This window comes from Pseudomonas sp. ACM7, from assembly GCF_004136015.1.
GTDB lineage: Bacteria > Pseudomonadota > Gammaproteobacteria > Pseudomonadales > Pseudomonadaceae > Aquipseudomonas > Aquipseudomonas frigoris.
The window spans coordinates 122,701-146,357 of the sequence record NZ_CP024866.1 but is presented as its reverse complement, the minus strand read 5'-3'; the positions used below and the strand labels follow the sequence as shown (position 1 = coordinate 146,357).

Below are 23,657 nucleotides of genomic sequence, written 5' to 3'. Positions count from 1 at the left end.
CGGGTTGCGTTCCAACCCGCAACGGAGCGGAATTCATGAGTACACGCATTGATCTTACTGCCTTGAAAAACCGTCAGATGGCCTCTTGGGCCAGTGGCGACTATGCCGTGATCGGCACCACCTTGCAGATCGTCGGCGAGCAACTGGCCGAAGCCTGCGACCTGCTCTGCGATGAACAGGTACTCGACGTGGCCGCCGGCAACGGTAACGCGACGCTCGCTGCCGCGCGCCGTGGTTGCCATGTCACTTCTACCGACTACGTGGCCGCGCTGCTGGAACGCGGCGAAGACCGGGCCAGGGCAGAACACCTGGAAGTCACGTTTCAAGTGGCTGACGCCGAAGCCTTGCCGTTCGAGGATGCCAGCTTCGATGCCGTGCTTTCGACCTTCGGTGTGATGTTTACGCCGGACCAACCCAAGGCCGCCACGGAACTGGCGCGGGTTTGTCGCCCCGGAGGGCGGATCGGCCTCGCCAACTGGACGCCCGAAGGGTTCGTCGGCCAGATGTTCAAGACCCTCGGCCGCCACCTGCCGCCACCGCCGGGCGCTCAACCGCCTTCGCAGTGGGGCACCGAAGCCTGGCTGCACACGCACTTCGACGAACGTGACTTTCAGGTCCAGGTGACGCGCAAAACCTTCAACTTCCGTTACCGCTCGGCGGCGCATTTCATCGATACGTTCCGCACCTGGTACGGCCCGGTCCACAAAGCCTTCGCGGCGCTGCCTCCTGAAGGCGCCCAAGGGCTGGAAAACGACCTGACCGAACTGATCAACCGTATGAACAGAGCGGGAGAAAAATCGCTGGTGGTGCCGAGTGAATACCTGGAAGTGGTGATCACCCGGCGTTGACCTCATTCACCTATCTGAAGAGAACACTGTAGGAGTTGCCGCAGGCTGCGATCTTTTGATCTTCATTCGACGCAATAGGGTCAAGATCAAAAGATCGCAGCCTGCGGCAGCTCCTACAGGGGCTGCGTGTATCGCGGCTATTCATCCAGCCGCTCGGTGTACACCACCCAAACGCTGCACGGCATTTTGTACAGCAGATGCTCCACCGTACTGCCGATCAGCCGGCCCATGCCGCGATGACCGATCCGGCCCATGACAATCACGTCAACGTCATATGCATCGACATAGCGGGTGAGGACTTTGGCCGGGTTGCCCATGATCATGTGCCGCTGCTCCGGCGCGATGCCGTTGCGCTCGGCCAAGTCGTTGAAGGCATCCTCCTGGTAATCGAATACGGTCTTGGCCTTGCCCGACGAGAAGAACGCCGACCCGTTGTCGAAGCCGAATTCGTCGGCGCTGATGGATGAAAGGTCATAGGCGTAGACCACATCGAGCTCGGCATTACAGGCGCTCGCCAGTTTCGCCGCCTCGTGGAGGATCCGGTCGTTGAAGGTTTTGTAATGGTCATCGCGATGAAAGGGGTCGACCGCCGCGACGATCTTTCGCGGCAAGGCGTGCACGGCGTGGCTCACGAAATGCAGCGGCACCGGGCATTCGCGCAACAAATGCACATCGAGCGGGGTAAACATCAGCCGCGACAGCAGCGATTCGTGCTCCAGCGCCTTGATCAGCACGTCCATCGGCTGCTCTTTGAGGTGAATCAGGATTTCCTCCAAGGGGCGTTCGACCCAGGCCACTTCGGTGGTGACGTGCACACCGATTTTGCGCAAGGGGCGGGCCTGTTCCTCAAGCCATTGGCGGTGGCGCTCGACGTAGCCCACGCGGATTTGTTCCAGCGCCTTTTCGTTGACCAGACTGGCGGTCGCCAGGCCTTCCAGATAATCGAAGGCGACGATGTGCAGCGCGGCGTCTTCGGCCTTGGCCAGCGCAGCGGCCCTGTCGAAAGCGGGGCTGTGTTCCATCAGCGGTGATGCAACCAGCATGAAGCGGGATTGACCAGACATGACGAACCTCCCGTGGATTAGCCGCCCGACGTGCGGCTCGTGCGACGTACATCCAGTCTCTAAGTATTGACCATGATCAACCTCCCGTCCGTAAACCGGGCGCAGGCTGAGGTTCATGCTGAACTCAAGCGCACGTGAACGCTCAGGAGAACCCCGATGGCAACCATGAAAGCCGCGATATTCGTTGAGAAAAACCGCATCGTGCTGGATGACAAACCGATCCCCGAGGTCGGGCCGCTGGATGCGCTGGTCCGCATTACTACCACGACGATCTGCGGCACCGACGTGCACATCCTGCGGGGTGAATACCCGGTGGCCAAAGGGCTGACCATCGGTCACGAACCGGTGGGCATCATCGAGCGGCTGGGCTCGCAGGTGCGTGGTTTTGTCGAAGGCCAGCGGGTGATTGCCGGCGCCATTACCCCCAGCGGACAAAGTTACGCCTGCCTGTGCGGTTGCAGTTCACAGGATGGCCCGGACACCCGCCATGGCTTCCGCGCCGCCGGTGGCTGGAAGTTCGGCAACACCATCGATGGCTGCCAGGCCGAGTACGTGCTGGTGCCGGATGCATTGGCCAACCTGTGCCCGATCCCCGATGGCCTCAGCGACGAACAGGTGCTGATGTGCCCGGACATCATGTCCACCGGGTTTTCCGGGGCAGAGCGGGGCGAGGTCAAGATTGGCGATACCGTGGCAGTGTTCGCCCTCGGGCCGATCGGCCTGTGTGCCGTGGCCGGCGCGCGCCTCAAGGGCGCCAGCACCATTATCGGCATCGATACCGTGGCAGAACGGATGAGCGTCGCCCGGCAGTTGGGTGCGACCCACGTGGTCAATTTCAAGGACGGCGACGTGGTCGCGCAGATCATGGCCCTGACCGACGGTCGAGGTGTCGACGTGGCCATCGAAGCGCTGGGCACCCAGGGTACTTTCGAGTCCGCGCTGCGGGTGTTGCGCCCCGGTGGTCGTTTGTCCAGCCTGGGGGTTTACTCCAGTGATCTGCGCATTCCCCTCGAAGCTTTTTCCGCGGGGCTCGGGGATTTCAGCATCGTCAGCACCCTGTGCCCCGGCGGTAAAGAACGCATGCGACGGTTGATGGCGGTGGTGCAAAGCGGTGGCGTCGATCTGTCGCCGCTGGTGACGCATCGCTTCAAGCTTGACGACATCGAAGCCGCGTATGAGTTGTTTGCGCATCAGCGGGACGGGGTGATGAAAGTTGCGATCACGCCTTGAGCTTGTCCTCAGGGTTTCCAGATATCGACGTCTTTCGCATCCACTGCCTTGGGCAATAAACCCGCGGCAAAAAAAGCGTCGGCGATTTTCTGCTGCTCACCCAACTGATCGCCTTGCACCGGCTGTACCTGGTAGCTGCGATGGGTGTTGGCCGTCTCGATGGTTGTTACATCAAGGTTGCCCCACAATGGGCTGAGTATTTGCGCCGCCTGCTTTTTCCAAGGCAGCGATCAGCCTGCGCAGCCTGAGCAAAAATCGGCATGGTATCCGCCACGTCAGCGCTGATATCGACGTTGCCGACATTCAGCGCTTCCAGCAGTGGCAAACCACTTGAAAACACATGCCAGCTCACATCGATGTTCTTCTGCGCGAGGGTTTTTTCCTGCGTGCCTTGGGTTTTCAACAAGGTGATGAGGGTCGATGACTTCTGGTAACCGATTCGTACCGTTTCCCGGGCCTGGGCCGCAAAGGTGAACGACAAGGCCATTGCAACGACCAGACCGGCCAGTACCGGGCGACGGTATTTCGCTTCAGCGTTTTGGTGTCAGCGATGCGTTGCTGCTCGGCCAGCTCATCAACCTTGACCGGGACGATGTCATAGCTACGGCGAGTGTTCGCCAGCTCCACCGTCGCGGCATTGATGACGGCCAGGATTCCCGCCGCCAACGGGTGTTTTTCCGGCAGATGCCGGACATTCATGAGGGTGGTGTCTTCAGGGATCGGAGCGCCCAGCGTGAGCTGGGCGAACTGGCGCAGCGAAGTGATTTCATAGAGCGCCTCTTCCATCGCCGAATCGCTCAATGCAAACCGTTTTGCAGCCGATGAATGCGCAGCATAGCGTCCGGAGAATAAGGTGTGCGCCGCCGCCGGCCTTGGGATAGTACGGCTCGATCAGCGCCAGCAGAGCTCATCGGGTTCATGGGCGGCTCGCTCAGGTAGTCAGGACATATATCAGCACATTCGAGGACTTATTCGGAGAGTCCCTAAAGAGTTTGTTCTTTAAAAGGTATTAACTATTGCGTGTAGGGCGAGCGCCAATAAATAGTTATTAAAAAAATTGACGTGTTTCAGTAGCTTTACACAGTACGAGGAATTTATTAGATACGCTTACAATGTTGCAACGTTGGCATTGCACTGTGTCAGGGCTTTAGGCGTGTCTGTCCGGTAAGTATCGTAAGTATCTGCTTGTTTTTGGTGCGCGGGTATATGTTTTTGTTTGAGGTGTCAGTCACGATAATTTTTATATGCCACTGATTTTAATAGTAATTTTATCAATGGTTAACGTGTTTACGATGTGGGTACTCACTTTGCTGATCTAACTACTCATGTTGTCGGCGCGAAGTGTTCGAAATTTATTTTAAAAAAAACAGAACGTGCTTGATGTTTGTCTACACTCCAATTTTACGGTGTGGGTCGAGAGTCAAGTTGTGCCTAACGATCGGTTATTAGTTGGTGCGGTAGAGCGACTGTCGGCCTGCGCGGCATGCCGATGGCATTCTTGAATCAAGGTATACGGGGGATTCACCCATGCGGATCAGCATATTTGGTTTGGGGTACGTGGGCGCTGTATGTGCGGGCTGTCTCTGTGCTCGCGGTCATGACGTAATCGGGGTGGATGTCTCGCAAGTCAAGGTTGACCTGATCAACCAGGGTAAGTCGCCCATCGTTGAACCCGACCTGGAGCCGCTGCTCGAGCTGGGTGTGAGTTTTGGGCGGCTGCGTGGTGACCGTGATGTGAAGGCGGCAGTGATGGGCACGGACATGTCGTTCCTCTGCGTCGGTACGCCCAGCAAGAAGAATGGCGATCTGGACTTGGTCTACATCGAGTCGGTCTGCCGCGAGATCGGAGAAGCCCTGCACGACAAGCACAGTTGGCACACAGTAGTGGTGCGTAGCACGGTGCTGCCGGGCACGGTGAAGAACGTGGTGATCCCGATACTTGAAGACTATTCCGGCAAGAAGGCCGGGGTCGACTTCGGCGTGGCGATCAACCCGGAGTTCCTGCGCGAAAGTACCGCGATCAAGGATTACAACTGTCCGCCCATGACGGTGATCGGTGAACTCGACCAGCGCAGCGGTGACATGCTCGCCACGCTTTATCAAGAGCTGGACGCGCCGCTCCTGCGCAGGAGCATCGAAGTGGCGGAGATGATCAAGTACACCTGCAATGTCTGGCACGCGACCAAAGTGACCTTCGCCAATGAGATCGGCAATATCGCGAAGGCCGCCGGCGTGGACGGTCGCGATGTGATGGACGTGATCTGCCAGGACACCAAACTCAACCTGTCGCGTTATTACATGCGCCCCGGCTTTGCGTTCGGCGGTTCCTGCCTGCCCAAGGATGTGCGTGCGCTGAACTATCGCGCCGGGCAAATGGACGTCGAGCACCCGCTACTGGCCTCGATCATGCGCAGCAATGCGGTGCAGGTACAGAGAGCCTTCGACATTATCAGCAGTTACGGCAAGCGGCGTGTCGCGCTACTCGGCCTGAGCTTCAAGGCGGGCACCGATGACCTGCGCGAAAGCCCGCTGGTGGAGTTGGCCGAGATGCTGATAGGCAAGGGCTACGACCTGCATATCTTCGACCGCAACGTTGAATACGCGCGTATCTACGGGGCCAACAAAGAGTACATCGAGTCGAAGATTCCGCACCTGGCTTCGCTGTTGTGCCCTGACCTTGCGAAAGTGATCGAGCAGGCGGAGGTGATCGTGCTGGGTAACAGTGACGAGTCCTTCAAAGCCATTGCGCTTCAGGTGCCCGAGGGCAAGCAGGTGGTTGACCTGGTGGGCTTCCTGCCACACGCCAGTGACGATCGGCTCGAGGGTATCTGCTGGTAAGCGAGGCGCGGAGCTGATGCGCCCCAAACAACATGGGTTTATCGAACGGGGGGTCATAGGTATGGCTGATTCCAGGGTTTACTTGCGCGAAGCTGCGGGCTGGTTGTTCTACGTCACCGCGCTGATGGGGCTTGCACTGTTGCTGCCGCGCACCGTGTTCGATCCCCAATCCAGGGACTTTCTCCTGTTGCTGGGGGCGGTCGGTATCTGGCGTTATTCGATGGGCGCGATCCATTACCTGCGGGGGATGCTGTTCCTTTATCTGGTATTCCCTTATTACAGACGCAGAGTCACCAGGCTGGGCAGCACTGCCGATCCGTCGCAGGTGTTTTTGCTGGTCACCAGTTTTCGTATCGATGCGTTGACCACGGCGCAGGTCTACCGCTCGGTGATCGAAGAGGCCATCGGTTGTGGTTACCCGACCACGGTGGTCTGTTCCATCGTCGAGCTGGCCGATGAACTGCTGATCAAAGCGCTGTGGGACAGCTATACCCCGCCGGAGCAGGTCAAGCTGAGCTTCGTGCGGATTCCCGGCACCGGTAAGCGCGATGGCCTGGCCCATGGTTTTCGGGCGATCTCCCGGTATTTGCCGGATGCCGATGCGGTGGTGGCGGTGGTCGATGGCGACACCGTGCTCTCGCCCGGGCTGGTGCGTCAGACCGTGCCCTGGTTCAAGCTGTTCCCGAACGTCGGCGGGCTGACCACCAATGAGTTCTGCGAGGTGCGCGGAAGCTACCTGATGAGCCAATGGCATAAGCTGCGGTTCGCCCAGCGGCACATCAATATGTGTTCGATGGCACTGGGCAAGCGAGTGCTGACAATGACCGGGCGGATGTCGGTGTTTCGCGCCCAAGTGGTGACCGACCCCGGCTTTATTCAAGACGTAGAGAGCGATTATCTGCAGCACTGGCGCCTGGGGCGTTTCCGCTTCCTGACCGGTGATGACAAGTCCAGTTGGTACAGCCTGATGCGGCTGGGCTACGACACCTTTTATGTGCCCGATGCGGCGATCAACACGGTCGAGCACCCCCCGGAAAAGAGCTTCTTCAAGGCCAGCCGCCAGCTGATGTTCCGTTGGTATGGCAATAACCTGCGGCAGAACTCGCGGGCGCTGCACTTGGGCGTGCAGCGGTTGGGCTGGTTCACCTCGCTGGTGCTGTTCGATCAACGCGTATCGATGTGGGCCAGCCTGCTCGGGCCGTCAGTGGCGATCATTGCCAGCCTCAAATACAGCATGGCCTACCTGCTGATCTATGTGCTCTGGATCGGCCTGACTCGCTTGTTCCTGAGTCTGCTGTTGCTGGCTTCGGGGCACCCGGTCGGGCCGGCCTATCCACTGATTCTCTATTACAACCAGTTGGTCGGCGCCGTGGTGAAGATCTATGTGTTCTTCCGTCTCGACCGGCAATCGTGGACGCGCCAGAAAACCAGACTCGACCGCGGGCTGGCCAGCTATCAGCGCTGGTTCAATACCTGGTCGTCGCGGGCCATGACCTTTTCGGCCGGCAGTGTGTTTTGCGCGCTGCTGATGTGGATGGTGTAGCGCAGGTGTCAGGGCAGTCGGCATGCCGTGCCGGTCTGCACAGCGGTAAAGGATAAAGGTGCATACCGGCTCTGACCTGCCGGATCGTTCTCAATCGTGGAAGGGAAGGGACGCGTTATGAACACAGCTTGTATTGCTGTTGATGACAATGTTGTGCATGAGTCGGAGGTGCAGCGTCAGCATGCGCGGCTGAATCTACCGGCGAGGCTCAAGTTACACGTGCCGAACCGGGAGATGTTCGATTGCGAACTGATCGACTTGTCGGCCGGTGGCTTCAGCCTGAGTCAGCTGAACCCACCGCTGATCGTGGGCCGACAGCACAAAGGCAAACTGGTGTTTCAGGTCGATGCGCTTGGGTTTGCCATCGACGTGGAGTTTGTCGTGCGCTCGGTAGGCAGCGAGGGGCTGCGGGTGGGTTGCGAGTTCCACAACCTGCCTCCACGTGCGATCTCCGCATTGCGTTATCTGATCACCTCCTACCTCTCGGGTGGGGTGATCAGCCTGGGTGACATGCTCGCGACCCAGCAGCGCGACAACTTCACCAAGCCGCGAAAGCACGATAGCGGCAACGGCCTGGGCTTTTTCGCACGCTTGCGGGCGACCACGGTGAGCCTGCTGATGTTCCTGGTGGGACTGGGTGCCTTTGGTTATGTGCTGAACCAGTTGTATGGCATTTATTTCGTCACTCATGCCGAATCGGCGCGGGTCAACGTGCCCGGCCAGTTGATCGGCCTGCCGCGCGACGGCAGCGTCAAGTCGTTGGTCAAGGTGGGGGCGGTGGTGTCCAAGGGGGCGCCGCTGGCGACCTTTTCCGCGTCGCTGCTGGATGTGATGAAAGGCAACCTGCCACCCGGGCAGGCGACCCCGGAAAACCTCGAGCGCCTGTTCAGCCGGACCCTGCAAGGTTCGCTGACCAGCCCTTGCGATTGCCGGGTGGTGGCGCAGCTGGTGCCGGACGGCCAGGTCGTCGGCAAGGGCACCACGGTATACGAGTTGATGCCGATCGATGGTGTGGCGACCATCGAGGCGCGCTTCCCCTATAAGAACTTTGCCAAGATCCAGCCTGGCAAGGCAGTGAGCTTCCAACTGGTGGGTGAAGAACAGCCACGCACGGGCAAAATCGCCACGGTGGTGCTGGACAACGGCGGCCTGGCCTCCGACCTGCGGGTCACCATTGAGCCTGACAGCGCGTTGCAGACCGATCTCGCCGGGCGTCCGGTGGAAGTCAGTATCGAAAACCTGCAAAGCAATGCCTGGGTGAAGAATGCCTGGGCGGCCAATACCTGGGTGAAGAATGCCTGGGAGAATAAAGCCATGGCGGCCGGAAAATGAACGGCGCATGGCGATCGGGGCTGCGGTTTTCTGCGCTGGCCGCAGCTCTGATGATGATTCATGGTTGCGGCACCCTGCCGGATCAGGGGTTGGCGCGCGAGGCCATGTTGCGCGGCGATTATGAAACGGCACGCAAGCACTATGCGGCGCTGGCCCAGGACGGCTATGCCGATGCCCAGGCCGGGATGGGCGACCTGACGGCGTCGGCGGGCGACCCGGCGAGCCTGAAAGAGGCTGAAGCCTTGTACCGGCAGGCCGCGCCGGAGTCGGTCAAGGCGCAGTCACGTCTGGGCCGCTTGTTGTTGCGTCAGGGACCGAGTGATCCCAAGCAAGTGCGCGAGGCCCAGCAATTATTGGAAGGCGCGCTGGATAAAGGCGAGTTCAGTGCGGTGGTGCCGCTGACGTTGTTGTACCTGGGCTACCCGCAACTGGTGCCTGGGGTGGATCCGCAGCAGAAGGTCGATGGCTGGCGCGCCCAGGGCATTGTCGAGGCGGATCTGGCGCAGATTCTGATTTACCGCAATCAGGGCACCTATAAGGCTCACCTGCCGCAGATCGAGCAGATGTGCCGGGCTCGGCTTGCGGTACTCGATGCCTGTTATGTGGAGCTGGCCACCATCAACCGAATGCGCGCCCAGCCCAATGCGCAAGCGGCCTTGCTGGTGGAGTTGCGCCAGGGTTGGCGCGAGGGACGAGTCGCGCCCTTGCGGGTCGAGTCGGTGGCGCGCGTTCTATCGTCGCCAGCCCTCGAAGGCCCGGCCGATGCACAAAGCGCCCAGCGCCTGCTCGAGGAATTGGCGCCGGTCTATGCGCCGGCCTGGACCAGCCTGGCACGGTTGATCAACGACTACCCCGTGCAAGGCGATGCGCCGCAATTGCTCTCGGCCTTGCAGCGCGGGCGCGAGGCGGGCGACCCACGGGCGGAACTGCTGACCGGGCGGCTGTATTACCTCGGCAAATGGTTGCCGCAGAACCCGCGTCTGGCTGAAGAGCATTTGCTCAAGGCGGCCGCGGCCGGTGAAGTCGGGGCGCATTACTACCTGGGCCAGTTGTACCGGCGCGGTTATCTGGGCCAGGTCGAACCGCAGAAGGCGCTGCAACATTTGTTGCTGGCGGCCCGCAACGGTTCGCCCAATGCCGACCTGGCCCTGGCGCACATGTTTTCCGACTCCCGCGGGGTCAAGGTCAATCGGATCAATGCCTATGTCTTTGCGCAACTCGCGCAGCGTCAGGGCGTGGTAAATGCAGAGCCAGTGCTGTCGGCCCTGCAGTCGGGGCTGACCCCGGCAGAAAGGAAAATCGCGCAGCCTTTGCTTGAAGGGGAAGCCCAGGCCCGTCTGACGGGCGCGGCGCTAGCCAGACTGCAAACTCCGGAAAATGGACAGGACTTACTATGAAGCAAGCATTATTGGCAGGTTGTGGTCTGGGTGTTTCGCTGATGTGCAGTGCCGGTCTGGTGCTGGCGGCGGAGGTGGCTCCGAAGAATTTCGGCCTGGATGTGAAGATTACCGGTGAGTCGCAGGACGACCGTGACCTGGGCACCGCACCCGGTGGCACCCTCAACGGTATTGGCATCGACTTGCGCCCCTGGGCCTTTGGCCAATGGGGTGACTGGAGTGCCTATTTGATGGGGCAGGCGGTGGCAGCGACCGATACCATCGACACCGATACGGTGAACAACGGCGTCGACGAAAGTAACGCCCGCGGGACCGATGACAGCTACCTGGCGATGCGCGAGTTCTGGGTCGACTATTCGGGCATCACCGCCTATCCGGGCGAGCATTTGCGCTTGGGGCGCCAGCGTTTGCGCGAGGACAGCGGCGAGTGGATGGACACCAACATCGAAGCGCTCAACTGGACCTTCGAGACCACGCTGTTGCGCGCCCACCTCGGCGCCGCTGAACGCTTTTCCGACTACCGCACTGACTTGAGCGACCTGGCGCCCCAAGACAAAGACCGCTCCCATGCCTTCGCCGACATCTCTACGCAATGGGCGCCCAATCACTGGTTGGGCCTGCGCGTGCATCACTCCGAGGACAGCGGCAGTCTGCCCAATACGGGCGAGCAGCTCGATGCGCTCGACAAGACCAACACCGGCAGCCTGACCTGGGTCGGTCTCGAAGCGAACGGTGACGGCTACAACTATCGCTCGACGATGCCGGTCAATTACTGGCTCAACGCGACCTGGCTGACCGGCAGTCGCGACAACCTTACCAGCGTGATCGATGCTAACGGCGATCGAGTTGCGACGGGCCACACCAGTGGCGACGTCAACGCCTGGGGCGCGGACCTGGGCTTGCGCTGGAACATCGATGAAAGCTGGCGCCTCGGCGCTGCCGCAGCCCGCGGCGACGGCGGCGGTAACGACCAGGAGAATCAGTTCCAGCAAACCGGCCTGCAGAGCAATCGCTCGAACTACACCGGCACGCGTTCGCGCGTTCACCGTTTCGGCGAAGCCTTTCGCGGTGAACTGAGCAACCTCCAGGTGGCTACCCTGTTCGGCTCCTGGCAGTTGCGCGAGGACTACGACGCCAGCCTCGTCTACCACCGCTTCTGGCGGGTCGACGACCAGCAGGACACCGGCGACGGCGGGATCATCAATGCGGCACTGGTGGACGGTGAGAAGGACCTGGGCCAGGAAGTCGATCTGGTCATGACCAAGTACTTCAAACAAGGCCTGTTGCCCGCGAGCATGGTGGATTGGGTCGACGAACCCTCGGCGCTGATCCGCTTGCGCCTCGGCGTGTTCTTCCCGGGTGACGCGTACGCCAGCGACACCGACTCGAGCATGCACCGGGCGTTCATTGATTTCGTCTGGAAAATCTAGGCCCAGGTTGTTGCCCGCAGTGATGCCATCGTGGGCAACAGCGCCTTGATCACACCAGGTTGCATTTATTTTGATGAGTGAGGCTTATGGACAGTGTCGTCAAGATAGGGCTGTTGCTCGCCGGACTGCTGTTGGTGCAGACCGCGGGTGTCAGCGCGGCGGGTCTCGTATTCGCGCCGCGCTATACCATTAGCGAGGCTCCGGGAAAGCCCTTGCTGATCAGCGAGCCAAAGATCCCCGACCTGTCCGGCTATACGGCCGAGGCAGCCATGGCGAAGATTTCCTACAAGCCCGCCGGCAGTGCCTTGATCCAGCCGATGCTCAAGGAAAACTCGCTCGACGAGTTCATCGGCGGCAAGGAGCGTCTCAAGGAATGGGTGGTGCGCCAGCAGCGAATGCCGGTGGCGATCTTCATCGATCGGGGCTACATGAACTTGACGCAACTGGCGCGCAGCCTGCCACCGACGGCCTTGCGCGAAACTGCGCCGGGAGTGTTTCTGGCACGCTTGCCAATCGTCATACGTCCGGGCGGGACCCTGCATATCGACAAGTCGGTCAAGGAGTTGCGATTGTCCCAGGAGGGCGGTTCCTTCCTGGTCAATGACGGCAAGCTGTTTATCACCGACACCAAGGTCAGCGCCTGGAGCGAGAAGGACGACAGCCCGGCCTGGTACAAGAAAGAGGGGGAGTTTCGGCCCTTCCTGGTGTCCTGGGGCGGCACCGAGACCTACATCGTCAACAGCACCATCACCAGCTTCGGCTACACCGCGAGCAAGAGTTATGGGGTGAGTATTTCCCAGTACAGCCCGAGCATGGCGCCGAAGATGAAGCGCAAGCGGCCGACCGGCTGGTTGCTCAATTCGCAGTTCGTTGACAACTGGTACGGCTTCTATTGCTATGAGGCCGACGACGTGGTGATTCTCGGCAATTCCTACCGCGACAACATCGTCTATGGCATCGACCCGCACGACCGTTCACGCCGGCTGATCATTGCCCACAACGACGCCTTTGGTACCCGCAAGAAGCACGGCATTATCCTCTCACGCGAGGTCAACGACAGCTGGATCATCTACAACCGCGCCTACAACAACCACCTGTCGGGCATCGTTCTGGACCGTTCCAGCGTCAATAACCTGGTGGCCTACAACGAGACCTACAAAAACCGCTCCGACGGCATGACCCTGTATGAGAGCGGCAATAACCTGATCTGGCGCAACCGCGCGATCGACAATGACCGGCACGGGATCCGGGTGCGTAACAGCACCGGTGTGCGGCTGTATGAAAACGAGCTGATGGCCAATGCCCTGACCGGTATCTACGGTCACATCAAGGATTTGCGCGGCAGCGACCGCGACCTCAAGGAAGACCCCTACGAAGCCAGGTTGTCGCTCACCGTGGTCGGCGGCAAGCTGATCGGCAACGGTTCCAGCCCCATCACCGTGTTTTCACCCTCGCGTCTGGAACTCTATGACTTGACCTTTCTGGCGCCGCAGAAACAGGACGGCCTTGCCTTCACCGGTTTGCTGGGGGAGGTGCAAGGCGACTTGATGGACATTCTCCTGCGCCGCCATGCAGCCGCGTTGATTCTGCCCGAGACACTGTGAGGAGCCTGCCGATGAACACCCTCCATGGATTTGCCGCGCTGTGCCTGCTGTCTGTGCCGACGTGGGGACAGGCGCAGCCGGAGTACACGGCCGAGGCCTGCTGTCAGCTGTGCCCACAAGCGGCGCAGGCGACACTTTACGAGCAGCCGGAGCTGAAAAACTACGCGACCCTGGTGGAGGCCCAAGACCAGTGGCTCTTTCGCACCCAAAGCGATTTTCGCACTGACTTCGGCCTCGATGAGAGCGGTTACAAAGCCCTCAAGCGTCTGCGCGACGGGCTGGCCCAACGCGGGGTCGAGCTGGTGTTGGTGTTGCCACCCAGCCGCGGCTTGCTGCATGCCGACCGCCTGACGCCGCTGGAACTGGCCAACTTCGATCAGGCCAAGGCCCGGCAGAACTACTTGCAAACGCTGGACCGGGTGCGCGACTTACGTATTCTGGTCCCCGACTTCACCAGCCTGCTGGGTGCGCCGCAGCCAACCGGGCAGCCTTTCTACTTCAAGGGCGACCACAACTGGACGCCCTATGGCGCCGAACGCAGCGCCCAGCTGGTGGCCCAGACGCTCAGCGGTAACGACGTGCTCAAGGCGTTGCCGCATCAGGTCTTCGCCAGCCAGCCGGTCGGCTTGTTGGGACGCTCTGGCACGTTGCAAAAAGCCGCCGCGCAGATCTGCGGCAACGGTTATGCGGCGCAGTTTGTCACCCGTTATCAAACCCGGGCCCAAGGCGATGCCAAGGTCCCCGCCAAGGTCGTATTGATCGGTACCAGCGCCAGCGGCGAGGCGTTCAACTTTGCCGGCTTCCTCGAACAGTATCTGCAGACGCCGGTCAGCAACTTCAGTGTGCCGGGCGGTGGCTATGATGATTCGTTGATCGCCTACCTGCTCGGCGACGACTTCCAGAAGCGCCCGCCGACGGTGCTGGTGTGGGAAACCGATAATCTCGACAACCTGGGCAAATCCAGTTTCTACCGGCAGGCGATGGCAGCGCTGAGCGATGGCTGCGACAACCAGGCGCCGCTGCTCAAAAGCCTTTCGACCCTGCACAGCGGGCGCAATCAGGTGTTGTTCAACGGCGGTGGCGGCAATGTGTATCCGATCAAGGGCAATCGTTATCAGGTCGACCTAAAGTTCGCCGATCCCGCCGTGCATCTGATGAGCGCGACCCTGACCTACATGAACGGTCGCCAGGAAAACATCAGCTTGAGCCGTTCGCCGACGGTCAATACCCAGGGCCGCTTCGCCTTCGAGCTGCGCGCCGATGCGGACTGGGACGAACTGACTTTTCTTTCCATGGACGTGCAGCCACCGCCTGGACCGACCTCCATGGAGCTCTCGGCCCGCTTGTGTGCCAAGCCCGTCATCTCTGCGACACCTTCCCTGCGCACCGCGCAGACGGAGGGGCACTGATGCGTCAGGCGCACTGGGCCGCCATTGGCGTGGCCTTCATTCTGATGGGGCCGACCGTGCAGGCGGTGGCCGCTCAACTGCGCCCGCCGCAGGGCTATTACGCGTCGGCCGTGGAGAAGAATGGCGACGTGCCGAGCTGTCCGGCGGCGCCCAAACCCTATACCGGTGACCTGTTGATCCCCAGTAAGTACGAGGGCTCGGGCAAGGCACGTGATCAGCTCAACGTGGAATCCAACCAACGCTACAAGCAAATGTCAGCCGATATCAACGAACTGGAGAAGGGCGTCAACAAACAAGTCGCCGCCTATTTACGGCTCGGCCGCGCCGGCCATGTGGACTGCACCCTGAGTTGGCTGGGCGATTGGGCCAAGGCGCAGGCGCTGCTGAGTACCACCTACACCCATACCGGCAAGTCGATGCGCAAATGGGCGCTGGGCAGTATTTCTTCGGCCTATCTGCGGCTCAAGTATTCGCGCTCGCAGCCTTTGAGGGGCCGCGAGGCGCAGACCCGACCGATCGAGGTCTGGATCGGCCAGCTCGCCGATCAGGTGGTGCGGGACTGGCGCGACCAGCCACTGGACCGACTGAACAATCACCAGTATTGGGCGGCCTGGGCCGTCATGGCGGCCTCGGTGGTGGTCGACCGACGCGACCTGTTCGACTGGTCGGTAGCGCAGTTTCGCATCGGCGCTTCCCAGGTCGATGCAGACGGATACCTGCCCAACGAACTGAACCGCGAAACCCGTGCGCTGGCTTACCACAACTATGCGATGGGGCCGCTGATGATGATCGCTGCCTTTGCCCGAGCCAATGACATCGACCTGCGCGAAGAAAACCACGGTGCCATGCGGCGTCTGGCAGCGCGGGTGGAGGAGGGGATCAAGGACCCACGCACGTTTGAACGCAAGACCGGCTACAAGCAGGAACTCGAGGACCTCGACGAGGATGGCAAGTTTGCCTGGCTGGAACCTTACTGCGCGCTGTACGACTGCTCGTTGCAAACCAACCGCTGGCGCCAATCGTTCGAACCGATGAAAACCTACCGCCTGGGCGGCGACATCACCCAGCTATTTGCTGACCAGAAAGAATAAATGTAACAACCAACACGCTCTGGATACCCGGTGGGGCCATTCGTAATTGGGCTTGTGTTGTAAAAGAGAAGGCAGTCCTTCGCTGTTCGAAGCGCCTTCATGTCGAGTGATGAAGGTGCAGGAGGAAAGTGCAATGATTCCAGTCATTCTGTCCGGCGGCAGTGGTTCGCGGTTGTGGCCGTTGTCGCGCAAGTTGTATCCCAAGCAATTCCTGAGTCTGGCAGGCGAGGGATCGCTGTTTCAGCAGACCCTGCAGCGCCTGGCGTTCGAGGGTATCGGCAAGCCGATCGTGGTCTGTAATCAGGAACATCGCTTTATCGTCAATGAACAACTCGCCGCCATCGGCTGTACGCCGCAGGCGATACTGCTCGAACCCTTCGGCCGCAATACCGCGCCGGCGGTGGCGCTGGTGGCCCTCAAGCTGATCGCCGAGGGCCGCGATGAGCTGCTGCTGGTGCTTCCGGCCGACCACGTGATTAGTGACGTGCCCGCCTTGCGCGCCACGCTGTCACACGCGCAGGAAGAGGCGCTCAAAGGCAATATGGTGTTGTTCGGCATTCCGGCGATGCGTCCGGAAACCGGTTTTGGGTATATCAAGGCCGCCGGCAGCGATGCTGGCGCCGGCGCCTTCAAGGTCGAGAAGTTTATCGAGAAACCCGACCAGCAAACCGCCAGCGAATTTGTCCGATCCGGCGAGTACTTCTGGAACAGCGGGATGTTCCTGTTCCGTGCCAGCCGCTATCTCGACGAGTTGCGCACTCACGAACCCGACATGTACGACACCTGCGTGCTGGCCCTGGAGCGCAGCCGCAGCAGCGAAGGCGTGACCAGTATCGATCGGGTCACCTTTGAATGCTGCCCGGACAACTCCATCGACTATGCGGTGATGGAGCGCACCAGCCGCGCCTGGGTCGTCCCGCTAAGCGCTGGCTGGAGTGATGTCGGTTGCTGGTCTTCGCTGTGGGATGTGCACGACAAAGACGTCGACGGCAATGTGCTCAAGGGCGATGTCGTCAGCTACAACAGCCGCAATTGCTTCGTGCATGGCAGTAGCAAGCTGGTGACCCTGCTAGGGCTGAACGATTTGGTCGTGATAGAAACCAAAGATGCGTTGATGGTCGCGCACCGCGATGCCGTGCAGGACGTGAAAAAACTGGTCAATGCGCTCGATGCCAAAGGTCGCTCGGAAACCCAGAGCCACTGCGCGGTGTATCGCCCCTGGGGCAGTTACGATTCGGTGGACAGCGGCACCCGCCACCAAGTCAAGCACATCACCGTGAAACCGGGCGCGCAGCTTTCCCTGCAGATGCATCACCACCGCGCCGAACACTGGATCGTGGTCTCCGGTACAGCCCAGGTGACGTGCAACGAAAAGGTCTTCCTGCTCACTGAAAACCAGTCAACCTACATCCCGATCGCTTCGGTGCACCGCCTGTCCAACCCCGGCAAGATCCCGCTGGAAATCATCGAGGTGCAGTCGGGCAGTTACCTGGGCGAGGACGATATCGAGCGCCTGGAAGATGTCTACGGCAGGAGCCAACAGGTCAAGAGTTGAGCCCATTTACCAGAAGCGTTGGCTTGTTTATCGAACGAGGAAGATACGCGAGCTTCGTTGGGATCGAACCCACGACCCCTGCCTTCGGAGCGCGGCATGAATGGAGTGGCTGAAATATAATAAAAAAAATGATAATTAGCTTGGATTAACATGTGCTTTTTATTATTTTTTGGCTTCCCATAGGCTTGCTGGAGATCCTTAAGGCCCTCCAGGAAGTTTTGCCATGAGCAGCGTCAGCCCGTTATCCAGCGTCTCTAAAAATGTTCGCCAGCGCGTCAGCCCGAAGAATGGGATGTGCGGGTGAAACTGGCCGCGGCCTATCGGCTGGCGGCCCTGTTCAAATGGACTGATCACATCTACACGCATTTTTCGGCGCGAGTGCCGGGGCCCGACGAGCATTTCCTGATCAATGCCTTTGGGCTGCTTTTGGGGGCGGTGGGGTAGGGCACAGTTGAACACTAACTACACTTGACGCTAACGGCCTTCGCGGCGCGTTGCAGTTCTTGTTTAACGTCGACAGGTATCCGCTGTTTCACGAGTCGCTGCTCGAGGAATGTCTGATCGCCTCGGGTATCAACCTGAGCGTCAATAGCCGCATCCTCCGCTTCCAGGGCGGCAGCGTGAGCCTCTATGACCGAGTCGACCTCAGCGTCGCTCTTGGCGGCATCGAGCGCAACAATGAGTGTCGCCACTTCGTCTTCTTCAGCCTTGGCATAGGCGTCTACAGACAATCCGGCAGCCAACGCCCTCGCTCGCATTTCCACGCCTTTCAGCGTCTGCTTGGCCTCTCCACACAGCATGTCGTGCTTGTGGCTTTCGACGACTTTCCATTGGAAAAATCCATACGTCATCGTGCCGATAATCGCTACGGCGATACCACCGATCAGGAACCGTTTCATGGCTACAGTCGTGAACGTGTGGGGATCGAGAGTTCGGTGGACATCGCTTCGTTCTCTATTCGAGGAAATGAAAGCGTAGCACCGGAACCGGCCTAGCCCCGTCCAACGTCAATGCAAATACATTGGTGAAGGAGAGGAGCGGCGTGTCTTCAAGATTACAACCTCACGTCCCTTGGAGCCTTACTAGTTACCGTCCGCCACCTTCCGTTCTATCCCAGCTATTTTCCGACTGAGTTCCTCAGCTTCCTGCTCTTTGGTTCGAGTTGAAGAGGGCGTAACGGTTTCATCCACACCTTTGGCGTCCGTGTCCCTGTCCTCAAGCTCTCTTTCGGCGTTTGACGTTGCATTTGATTTGACGTCATTAACACTGTCATCGCTGTTCATATCGCTGACCTCCATTGACCTGAACATTGGATTCAACGCTATGGCTTGAGTTCGAGATTTTTTGTCGGCGTTCCTCGATTACCTGACGAAACGTACCGGCGGTCAGACGGCCTGAATTCTACCGGGTGGCAATACTCCACCGTCCGAGGAGCAGTCGCTCCTTGATAGCGGTGGAATCCGCCGGGGGAACACGTAATGCCATCGGTCGAAGACTTCAGGATCCACTCTCACGCTTTCCTGATCGAGCTGGATGCCGCAACGATGGGAATGATGACGCTGGTCTCTTCCAGATGTGTTTCAGGGCCGGAATGGGAAGAGGCAACCAAACGGCATCACGATGCTTATGAGATGTGGAATTCCTTTCTTAATGTCTCTGCTTCAGGCACTGACTCAGTCACTCCGTTAAATGCTTCAGGCGCTGACGCTTGCTAGAGCCCTTGTGTGCGGTATTCAGCATCCCTGCGATTCGCCGTTTCAGTGCTCTTTGACTTTCTTTATGCGGAAAATAATCAGCGCAAGGATGGCGATCGCGAGGGGCGTCATCGCCAGCATCGCCTCTCGAGGGGCCACCTCGGCGCCGAGCAGGTGCAACCCTGAGTAGCCAAGCTTGAGCAGGTTCAGCAGGTAGTAAGTAATGGCAATAATCGACAGACCTTCGACGGCGCGCTGGATTTTGATCTGGGCGTCGGCGCGGGCGTTCAGGCTTTTGAGGATTTCCGAGTTCTGTTCTTCCATTTCCACCTGAACCCGGGCTTGCAACAGGTCGCCCAGGTTGGCCACGCTTTTCGCCAGGTGCTCCAGGCGTTGTTCGGTGGCGGTGCAGTACCTGACGGTGGGTTTGAAACGGCGCTCGATGAACACCCCGAGGCGTTGGCAATCGCCTACGTGACTTTCCCGCAATTCGCCCAGGCGTTCGTACACGAGTTGGGCATAGGCCTGGGTGGCACTGAAGCGGTGGCGGGTTTTCGCGGTACTGCTGACCACTTGGGCTGACAGGTTGGAGATGTCCGCCAGCAGGGTTTTCGCGTTGCCGCTGTCGGCGTCGGCGTTACGCTCGGAGAGGGTGACCAAGGTCTTGTCAAAGACATCAAGTTGCGCGCTGAGGGTCTTGGCCGTGGTCAACGACAGCGAGGCCATCATGCGGTAGGTCTCGATTTCCAGCAGACGGCGGATCATCCGCCCTTGGCGGTAAGCGTTAAGGCGCCGGTTGACGAACAGGATGTGGTTGTTGCCGTCCTCGCTGAGACGAAAATCGCTCCAGACCACCGCATCGCCACCGCCCACGCAGGAACCGCACGGGTCCTTGAAGCCGTAGCCGGCGAGGTCCAGGCCGGCTTCGCCACGCACTACGATCTGCACCGAGTTGATCAGCTGCGGCAAATGCGCTTCGACTTTTTGCGCCAGCACCTCGGGCAGCGATGTCCAGGACAGGTCATCGCAGGATGAAGTGACCACCAGGGTCAGGGTGAAGAACTCGGCGTGGCGTTCCCATTTCAGGGCGTGGCCATCGAGTTGGGTGATGCCTTGGGCGGCATGAGGATCGATCGGAGCAGGGCAGCAGCGCTCCAGCAGCGCATTGCACTCCGGTTCCCCGCCAAGAAAGGCCAGATGAAACACATGGGCCGGTTCGTCGAAATACAGTGACGGGCGCGCGTGCAGTTCGTTGTGCAGGGTTTGTCTTTGCGGATGCATGCTGTTCAGGCCATTGATCGACTGCTGTTGTAGGTGGGACAGGTCGATGAACTCACGAGTCACAAGCAGCAATCCATGGGTTGTCGCTGGGTGGTAACGCACCGCTGTTGATTCAGTAGCAGGCAGGCGAACCATTGCGTGGGAGGGAAGAACTAAAAAAGGCGCCTTCTACAACGTGAACCAGGCGCCCCAAAAAGAAGAAATTGCCGCTCACTTTTTGCTTGATTGCTCTCTGATCTGAGTCAGGCTGAGTCGAGGGGTCAATGCTTCAGGGTCGACTCTGACCTCAATCAAGGATGGCCGGGACATACCAAGGCAGCGTTCAAACGCTGGGGCAAATTCCGACGTGGCGGTGACCACCTCGCCATGCAGTCCATAGGCTTGGGCAAGTGCGGCGAAATCCGGGTTGTGCAATTCGGTGCCTGAAACACGTCCAGGGTAATTGCGTTCCTGGTGCATTCTGATGGTTCCGTACATTCCGTTGTTGATCACGACGAAAATCACATGGGCGCCATACTGCGCTGCAGTCGCTATCTCCTGGCCGTTCATCAAGAAGCAACCATCCCCGGAAAACGAAACCACCACTCGATCCGGGCACGTCAGTTTGGCGGCCACCGCCGCAGGAACGCCGTAGCCCATGGAGCCATTGGTAGGGCCTAACTGAGTGCGGTATTGGCGGAACTGATAGAAGCGTTGAAGCCAGACGGCGTAGTTTCCGGCGCCATTTGTCAGGATCGCGTCGTCCGGAAGACTGCGATTCAACCACTCAATGATTTCGGCCATTTGCACATCGCCAGGGGAGGGCGAGTGTTGCAGATTTTCGCAGTAGTTTTTGTTCAGGGTGCGCGTCCATTCACTCTTTATTTGGCTGGGCACCGCCGGAAGTTTTGCGGCTGATTTAGCAAAGGTCGACATGCTGCTGTTTATCGCTAACGCAGGTTGGTAAACCCGCCCCAGTTCCTCGATGCCTTGGTGAATATGGATCAAGGTTTGCTTGGGTACCGGGATGTCCAAGGCAGCATATCCGCCCGTTGAAACCTCACCCATTCTGGAGCCCACGACCAGCAGCAGATCGGCGTTTTTTACCGCTGAGGACAGCTGCGCTGACGCGGCGAAACCAAGATCGCCGACATAGTTCGGGTGTCGATTGTCGAACAGGTCCTGGCAGCGAAAGGAGGTGGCAACCGGGATATTTTGCTGTTCAGCAAAACCCCGGATGTCGTGCACTGACTCGGTATCCCAACCGCTGCCACCCAGCACCATCAATGGACGCTCTGATCGCTCAAGCAGTTGCTGCATGGCGGCCATTTGCTCGGCTGCCGGGGTCATCAATACGCGTTTGAAAGGTCCGGCATCACTGACTTCCGCCATTTCGGTCAGCATGTCTTCCGGCAGTGCGACCACGACAGGCCCAGGTCTGCCATTGACCGCTCGGTGGAACGCCTGGCTGATCAGTTCGGGAATTCTGCGGGTGTCGTCTATTTGCACGACCCATTTCGCCAAGGGGCCAAACATCTGGCGAAAATCAACTTCCTGAAAGGCTTCGCGATACTGCTGATCGCGAGCGACCTGGCCAATGAACAGAATCATCGGCGATGAATCCTGGAACGCAGTGTGAACGCCAACCGAGGCGTTCGTTGCCCCCGGCCCTCGGGTCACGAAGCAGATGCCTGGCTCTCCAGTGAGCTTGCCGTAGGCTTCGGCCATATAGGCCGCCCCACCTTCCTGGCGGCACACCACCAGGTCGATTTCTTCTTGCACGTCATGCAATGCATCGAGAACCGCGAGGTAGCTTTCTCCCGGAACACAAAAAGCTCTTTTGACGCCATGGATGCGTAAGGCATCCACCAATATCTGACCTCCGCTACGACGAGAAATGGTTTTATTCATTGTTATCTCCTGAGTCGAATGGTGCGGTGTGAAAGGGTGAATCGCTCTCTTTCTGACAGGTACTGACTCGATCAAATGGAAGAACAATGGCTAACGTCTGCGCCACGAATTCTGAGCATCATCGAGTAGGGGTACAAACGATGATTGCTCAGCACTTCATTCCCTCAGCTATTGAAGTCGGACTTCAAGTCACCCAGTGACTTTTTTATGCTGCCGCGCGCTTCAGTCATGGCTATAAATCGCGAAATTGCAATTTCACACGACTACCGACTAATATACGGTTCATATGCATTTCATATCGGATTGAGCAGTGGGTATCGTAAAAATTTCAGAAGCCATGCACGAGAATCTGCGCGTCGCCAGCGATGCGCTGAGTCGCTCGATCAACGCCCAAGCCGAGCACTGGATGCGCATCGGGATGCTTGCGGAGTTACATCCCAACCTCGACCACAGCGACATCTGCCGCTTGCTGATTCGTGCCGAACTGGCTGGCGGCCTCGATCTAAAACAGCTATGCGCACTCGCCGATTTTTCGCAAAACGCCCAGGTTGATGCAACACCAGGAGCCCAGCAATGAAGGCCAATGTTGCTATCAATACCCCGGCAGAAATAGCCAAGTCTCGCGCTGCGGGCACGCTGGCCGCCGAGGTCCTGGCCATGATTGCTCCGCATGTCAAAGCGGGGGTCACCACCGACGAACTTGATCAGCTCTGTCACGACTACATCGTCAACGTGCAGAAAGCCATTCCGGGCAATGTCGGCTATCACGGCTTCCCGAAAACCGTGTGTACATCGGTCAACCAAGTGGTCTGCCATGGCATTCCTTCGGCCACGCCACTAAAGGATGGCGACATCGTCAATATCGACATTGCCGTTATCAAGGAGGGTTGGTACGGCGACACCAGCCGCATGTACTTCGTGGGTGAGCCCGGCCCGGATGCCCGACGTCTGGCCGAGACGACCTATGAAGCGATGTGTGCCGGTATTCGCGTCGTCCGCCCAGGCGCTACGCTGGGTGACATTGGCCATGCCATTCAGACGGTGGCTGAAAGAGACGGATTCAGCGTCGTGCGTGAATACTGCGGTCACGGTATCGGCAAGATTTATCACGATGAGCCGCAGGTCCTTCATTACGGCTACCCAGGCCAGGGCCTGAAACTGAAAACCGGCATGATCTTCACCATTGAACCCATGTTGAACGCTGGCAAACGCCATGTGAAAACGCTGGCTGATGGCTGGACCGTGGTCACCAAGGACCACTCCCTCTCGGCTCAGTGGGAGCATATGGTCGCGGTCACTGACGACGGCTTCGAGGTTCTGACCCGTTGGCCCGATAGTGTCGATGGGTATCCGGCCATCGTTTAGGTGCAGCTTGCGAGTGATACAACGCTACGTCACGGCTTTCAGCTGGCCTGATCAATCGTAAAATGGCGCTAGTGGTTTTGAAACGT

The 23,657-nt window shown here is 59.2% G+C and carries 18 protein-coding genes and 3 pseudogenes; 14 read left to right on the top strand and 7 right to left on the bottom strand.

Annotation, left to right across the window (positions count from 1 at the left end; translation table 11 throughout):
* Positions 1–35 precede the first annotated feature (35 nt).
* The gene (locus CUN63_RS00685) at positions 36–848 is read left to right on the top strand and encodes a class I SAM-dependent methyltransferase (RefSeq protein WP_129436752.1); all 813 of its coding nucleotides are present in this window, start codon (positions 36–38) and stop codon (positions 846–848) included.
* Between the two features lie 137 nt (positions 849–985).
* Here CUN63_RS00685 and CUN63_RS00680 read toward each other — a convergent pair whose 3' ends face one another.
* Positions 986–1,912, bottom strand: a complete 927-nt coding sequence (locus CUN63_RS00680; protein WP_129436751.1) for a universal stress protein — start codon at positions 1,910–1,912, stop codon at positions 986–988.
* A gap of 156 nt (positions 1,913–2,068) precedes the next feature.
* On the opposite strand from CUN63_RS00680, the gene CUN63_RS00675 reads away from it, so the two are divergent.
* Positions 2,069–3,142, top strand: a complete 1,074-nt coding sequence (locus CUN63_RS00675; protein WP_129436750.1) for an NAD(P)-dependent alcohol dehydrogenase — start codon at positions 2,069–2,071, stop codon at positions 3,140–3,142.
* Positions 3,143–3,150: 8 nt separating this feature from the next.
* On the opposite strand, the pseudogene CUN63_RS00670 reads toward CUN63_RS00675, so the two are convergent.
* Together CUN63_RS00670 and CUN63_RS00665 are read right to left on the bottom strand one after the other, a co-directional pair.
* Positions 3,151–3,629, bottom strand: a pseudogene (locus CUN63_RS00670) (hypothetical protein).
* A gap of 149 nt (positions 3,630–3,778) precedes the next feature.
* Positions 3,779–4,046, bottom strand: a pseudogene (locus CUN63_RS00665) (transposase); the annotation flags it as partial.
* A gap of 623 nt (positions 4,047–4,669) precedes the next feature.
* On the opposite strand from CUN63_RS00665, the gene CUN63_RS00660 reads away from it, so the two are divergent.
* From CUN63_RS00660 to CUN63_RS00615, 10 genes and pseudogenes are all read left to right on the top strand, one after another.
* The gene (locus CUN63_RS00660) at positions 4,670–5,980 is read left to right on the top strand and encodes a nucleotide sugar dehydrogenase (protein ID WP_129436749.1); all 1,311 of its coding nucleotides are present in this window, start codon (positions 4,670–4,672) and stop codon (positions 5,978–5,980) included.
* A 61-nt stretch (positions 5,981–6,041) separates the two neighbouring features.
* Positions 6,042–7,523, top strand: a complete 1,482-nt coding sequence (locus CUN63_RS00655) for a glycosyltransferase family 2 protein (protein ID WP_129445038.1) — start codon at positions 6,042–6,044, stop codon at positions 7,521–7,523.
* A 117-nt stretch (positions 7,524–7,640) separates the two neighbouring features.
* Positions 7,641–8,855: an alginate biosynthesis protein Alg44 gene (locus CUN63_RS00650; protein ID WP_129436748.1), complete on the top strand. Its 1,215-nt coding sequence runs from the start codon at positions 7,641–7,643 to the stop codon at positions 8,853–8,855.
* On the top strand, positions 8,852–10,252 hold the full coding sequence (locus tag CUN63_RS00645) for an SEL1-like repeat protein (protein ID WP_129436747.1): 1,401 nt from the start codon (positions 8,852–8,854) through the stop codon (positions 10,250–10,252). The genes CUN63_RS00650 and CUN63_RS00645 overlap by 4 nt, the downstream gene beginning before the upstream one ends.
* A gap of 41 nt (positions 10,253–10,293) precedes the next feature.
* A complete protein-coding gene (locus CUN63_RS00640) occupies positions 10,294–11,682 on the top strand; it encodes an alginate export family protein (RefSeq protein WP_256657744.1) in 1,389 nt (462 codons plus the stop codon).
* 86 nt (positions 11,683–11,768) lie between these two features.
* On the top strand, positions 11,769–13,286 hold the full coding sequence (gene algG, locus CUN63_RS00635; RefSeq protein WP_129436745.1) for a mannuronan 5-epimerase AlgG: 1,518 nt from the start codon (positions 11,769–11,771) through the stop codon (positions 13,284–13,286).
* A gap of 11 nt (positions 13,287–13,297) precedes the next feature.
* On the top strand, positions 13,298–14,695 hold the full coding sequence (locus tag CUN63_RS00630; RefSeq protein ID WP_129436744.1) for an alginate biosynthesis protein AlgX: 1,398 nt from the start codon (positions 13,298–13,300) through the stop codon (positions 14,693–14,695).
* Complete coding sequence (locus CUN63_RS00625) at positions 14,695–15,786, top strand: mannuronate-specific alginate lyase (protein ID WP_129436743.1); 1,092 nt, start codon at positions 14,695–14,697, stop codon at positions 15,784–15,786. The genes CUN63_RS00630 and CUN63_RS00625 overlap by 1 nt, the downstream gene beginning before the upstream one ends.
* Positions 15,787–15,919: 133 nt before the next feature.
* Complete coding sequence (locus CUN63_RS00620; protein ID WP_129436742.1) at positions 15,920–17,341, top strand: mannose-1-phosphate guanylyltransferase/mannose-6-phosphate isomerase; 1,422 nt, start codon at positions 15,920–15,922, stop codon at positions 17,339–17,341.
* 223 nt (positions 17,342–17,564) lie between these two features.
* Positions 17,565–17,779, top strand: a pseudogene (locus CUN63_RS00615) (class II aldolase/adducin family protein); the annotation flags it as partial.
* Between the two features lie 20 nt (positions 17,780–17,799).
* Here the strand turns inward: CUN63_RS00615 and CUN63_RS00610 are convergent.
* The 4 genes from CUN63_RS00610 to CUN63_RS00590 form a co-directional block, all read right to left on the bottom strand.
* A complete protein-coding gene (locus CUN63_RS00610) occupies positions 17,800–18,240 on the bottom strand; it encodes a hypothetical protein (protein ID WP_129436741.1) in 441 nt (146 codons plus the stop codon).
* Between the two features lie 183 nt (positions 18,241–18,423).
* Entirely contained in the window at positions 18,424–18,624 is a 201-nt protein-coding gene (locus CUN63_RS00605) for a hypothetical protein (protein ID WP_129436740.1), read from the bottom strand.
* 474 nt (positions 18,625–19,098) lie between these two features.
* Positions 19,099–20,316 (bottom strand): DUF3422 domain-containing protein, encoded by a 1,218-nt coding sequence (locus CUN63_RS00595; RefSeq protein ID WP_129445037.1) that lies wholly within the window; start codon positions 20,314–20,316, stop codon positions 19,099–19,101.
* Between the two features lie 210 nt (positions 20,317–20,526).
* Positions 20,527–22,206 carry a thiamine pyrophosphate-binding protein gene (locus CUN63_RS00590; protein WP_129436738.1) on the bottom strand — a complete coding sequence of 560 codons (1,680 nt, stop codon included), beginning with the start codon at positions 22,204–22,206 and terminating at the stop codon, positions 20,527–20,529.
* 310 nt (positions 22,207–22,516) lie between these two features.
* Here CUN63_RS00590 and CUN63_RS00585 point away from each other — a divergent pair, with 310 nt between their 5' ends.
* Positions 22,517–22,783, top strand: coding sequence for a ParD-like family protein (locus tag CUN63_RS00585; protein ID WP_129436737.1), 267 nt, complete (start codon positions 22,517–22,519; stop codon positions 22,781–22,783).
* Positions 22,780–23,571 carry a type I methionyl aminopeptidase gene (gene map / locus CUN63_RS00580; RefSeq protein WP_129436736.1) on the top strand — a complete coding sequence of 264 codons (792 nt, stop codon included), beginning with the start codon at positions 22,780–22,782 and terminating at the stop codon, positions 23,569–23,571. The genes CUN63_RS00585 and map overlap by 4 nt, the downstream gene beginning before the upstream one ends.
* The last annotated feature ends 86 nt before the right edge of the window (positions 23,572–23,657 follow it).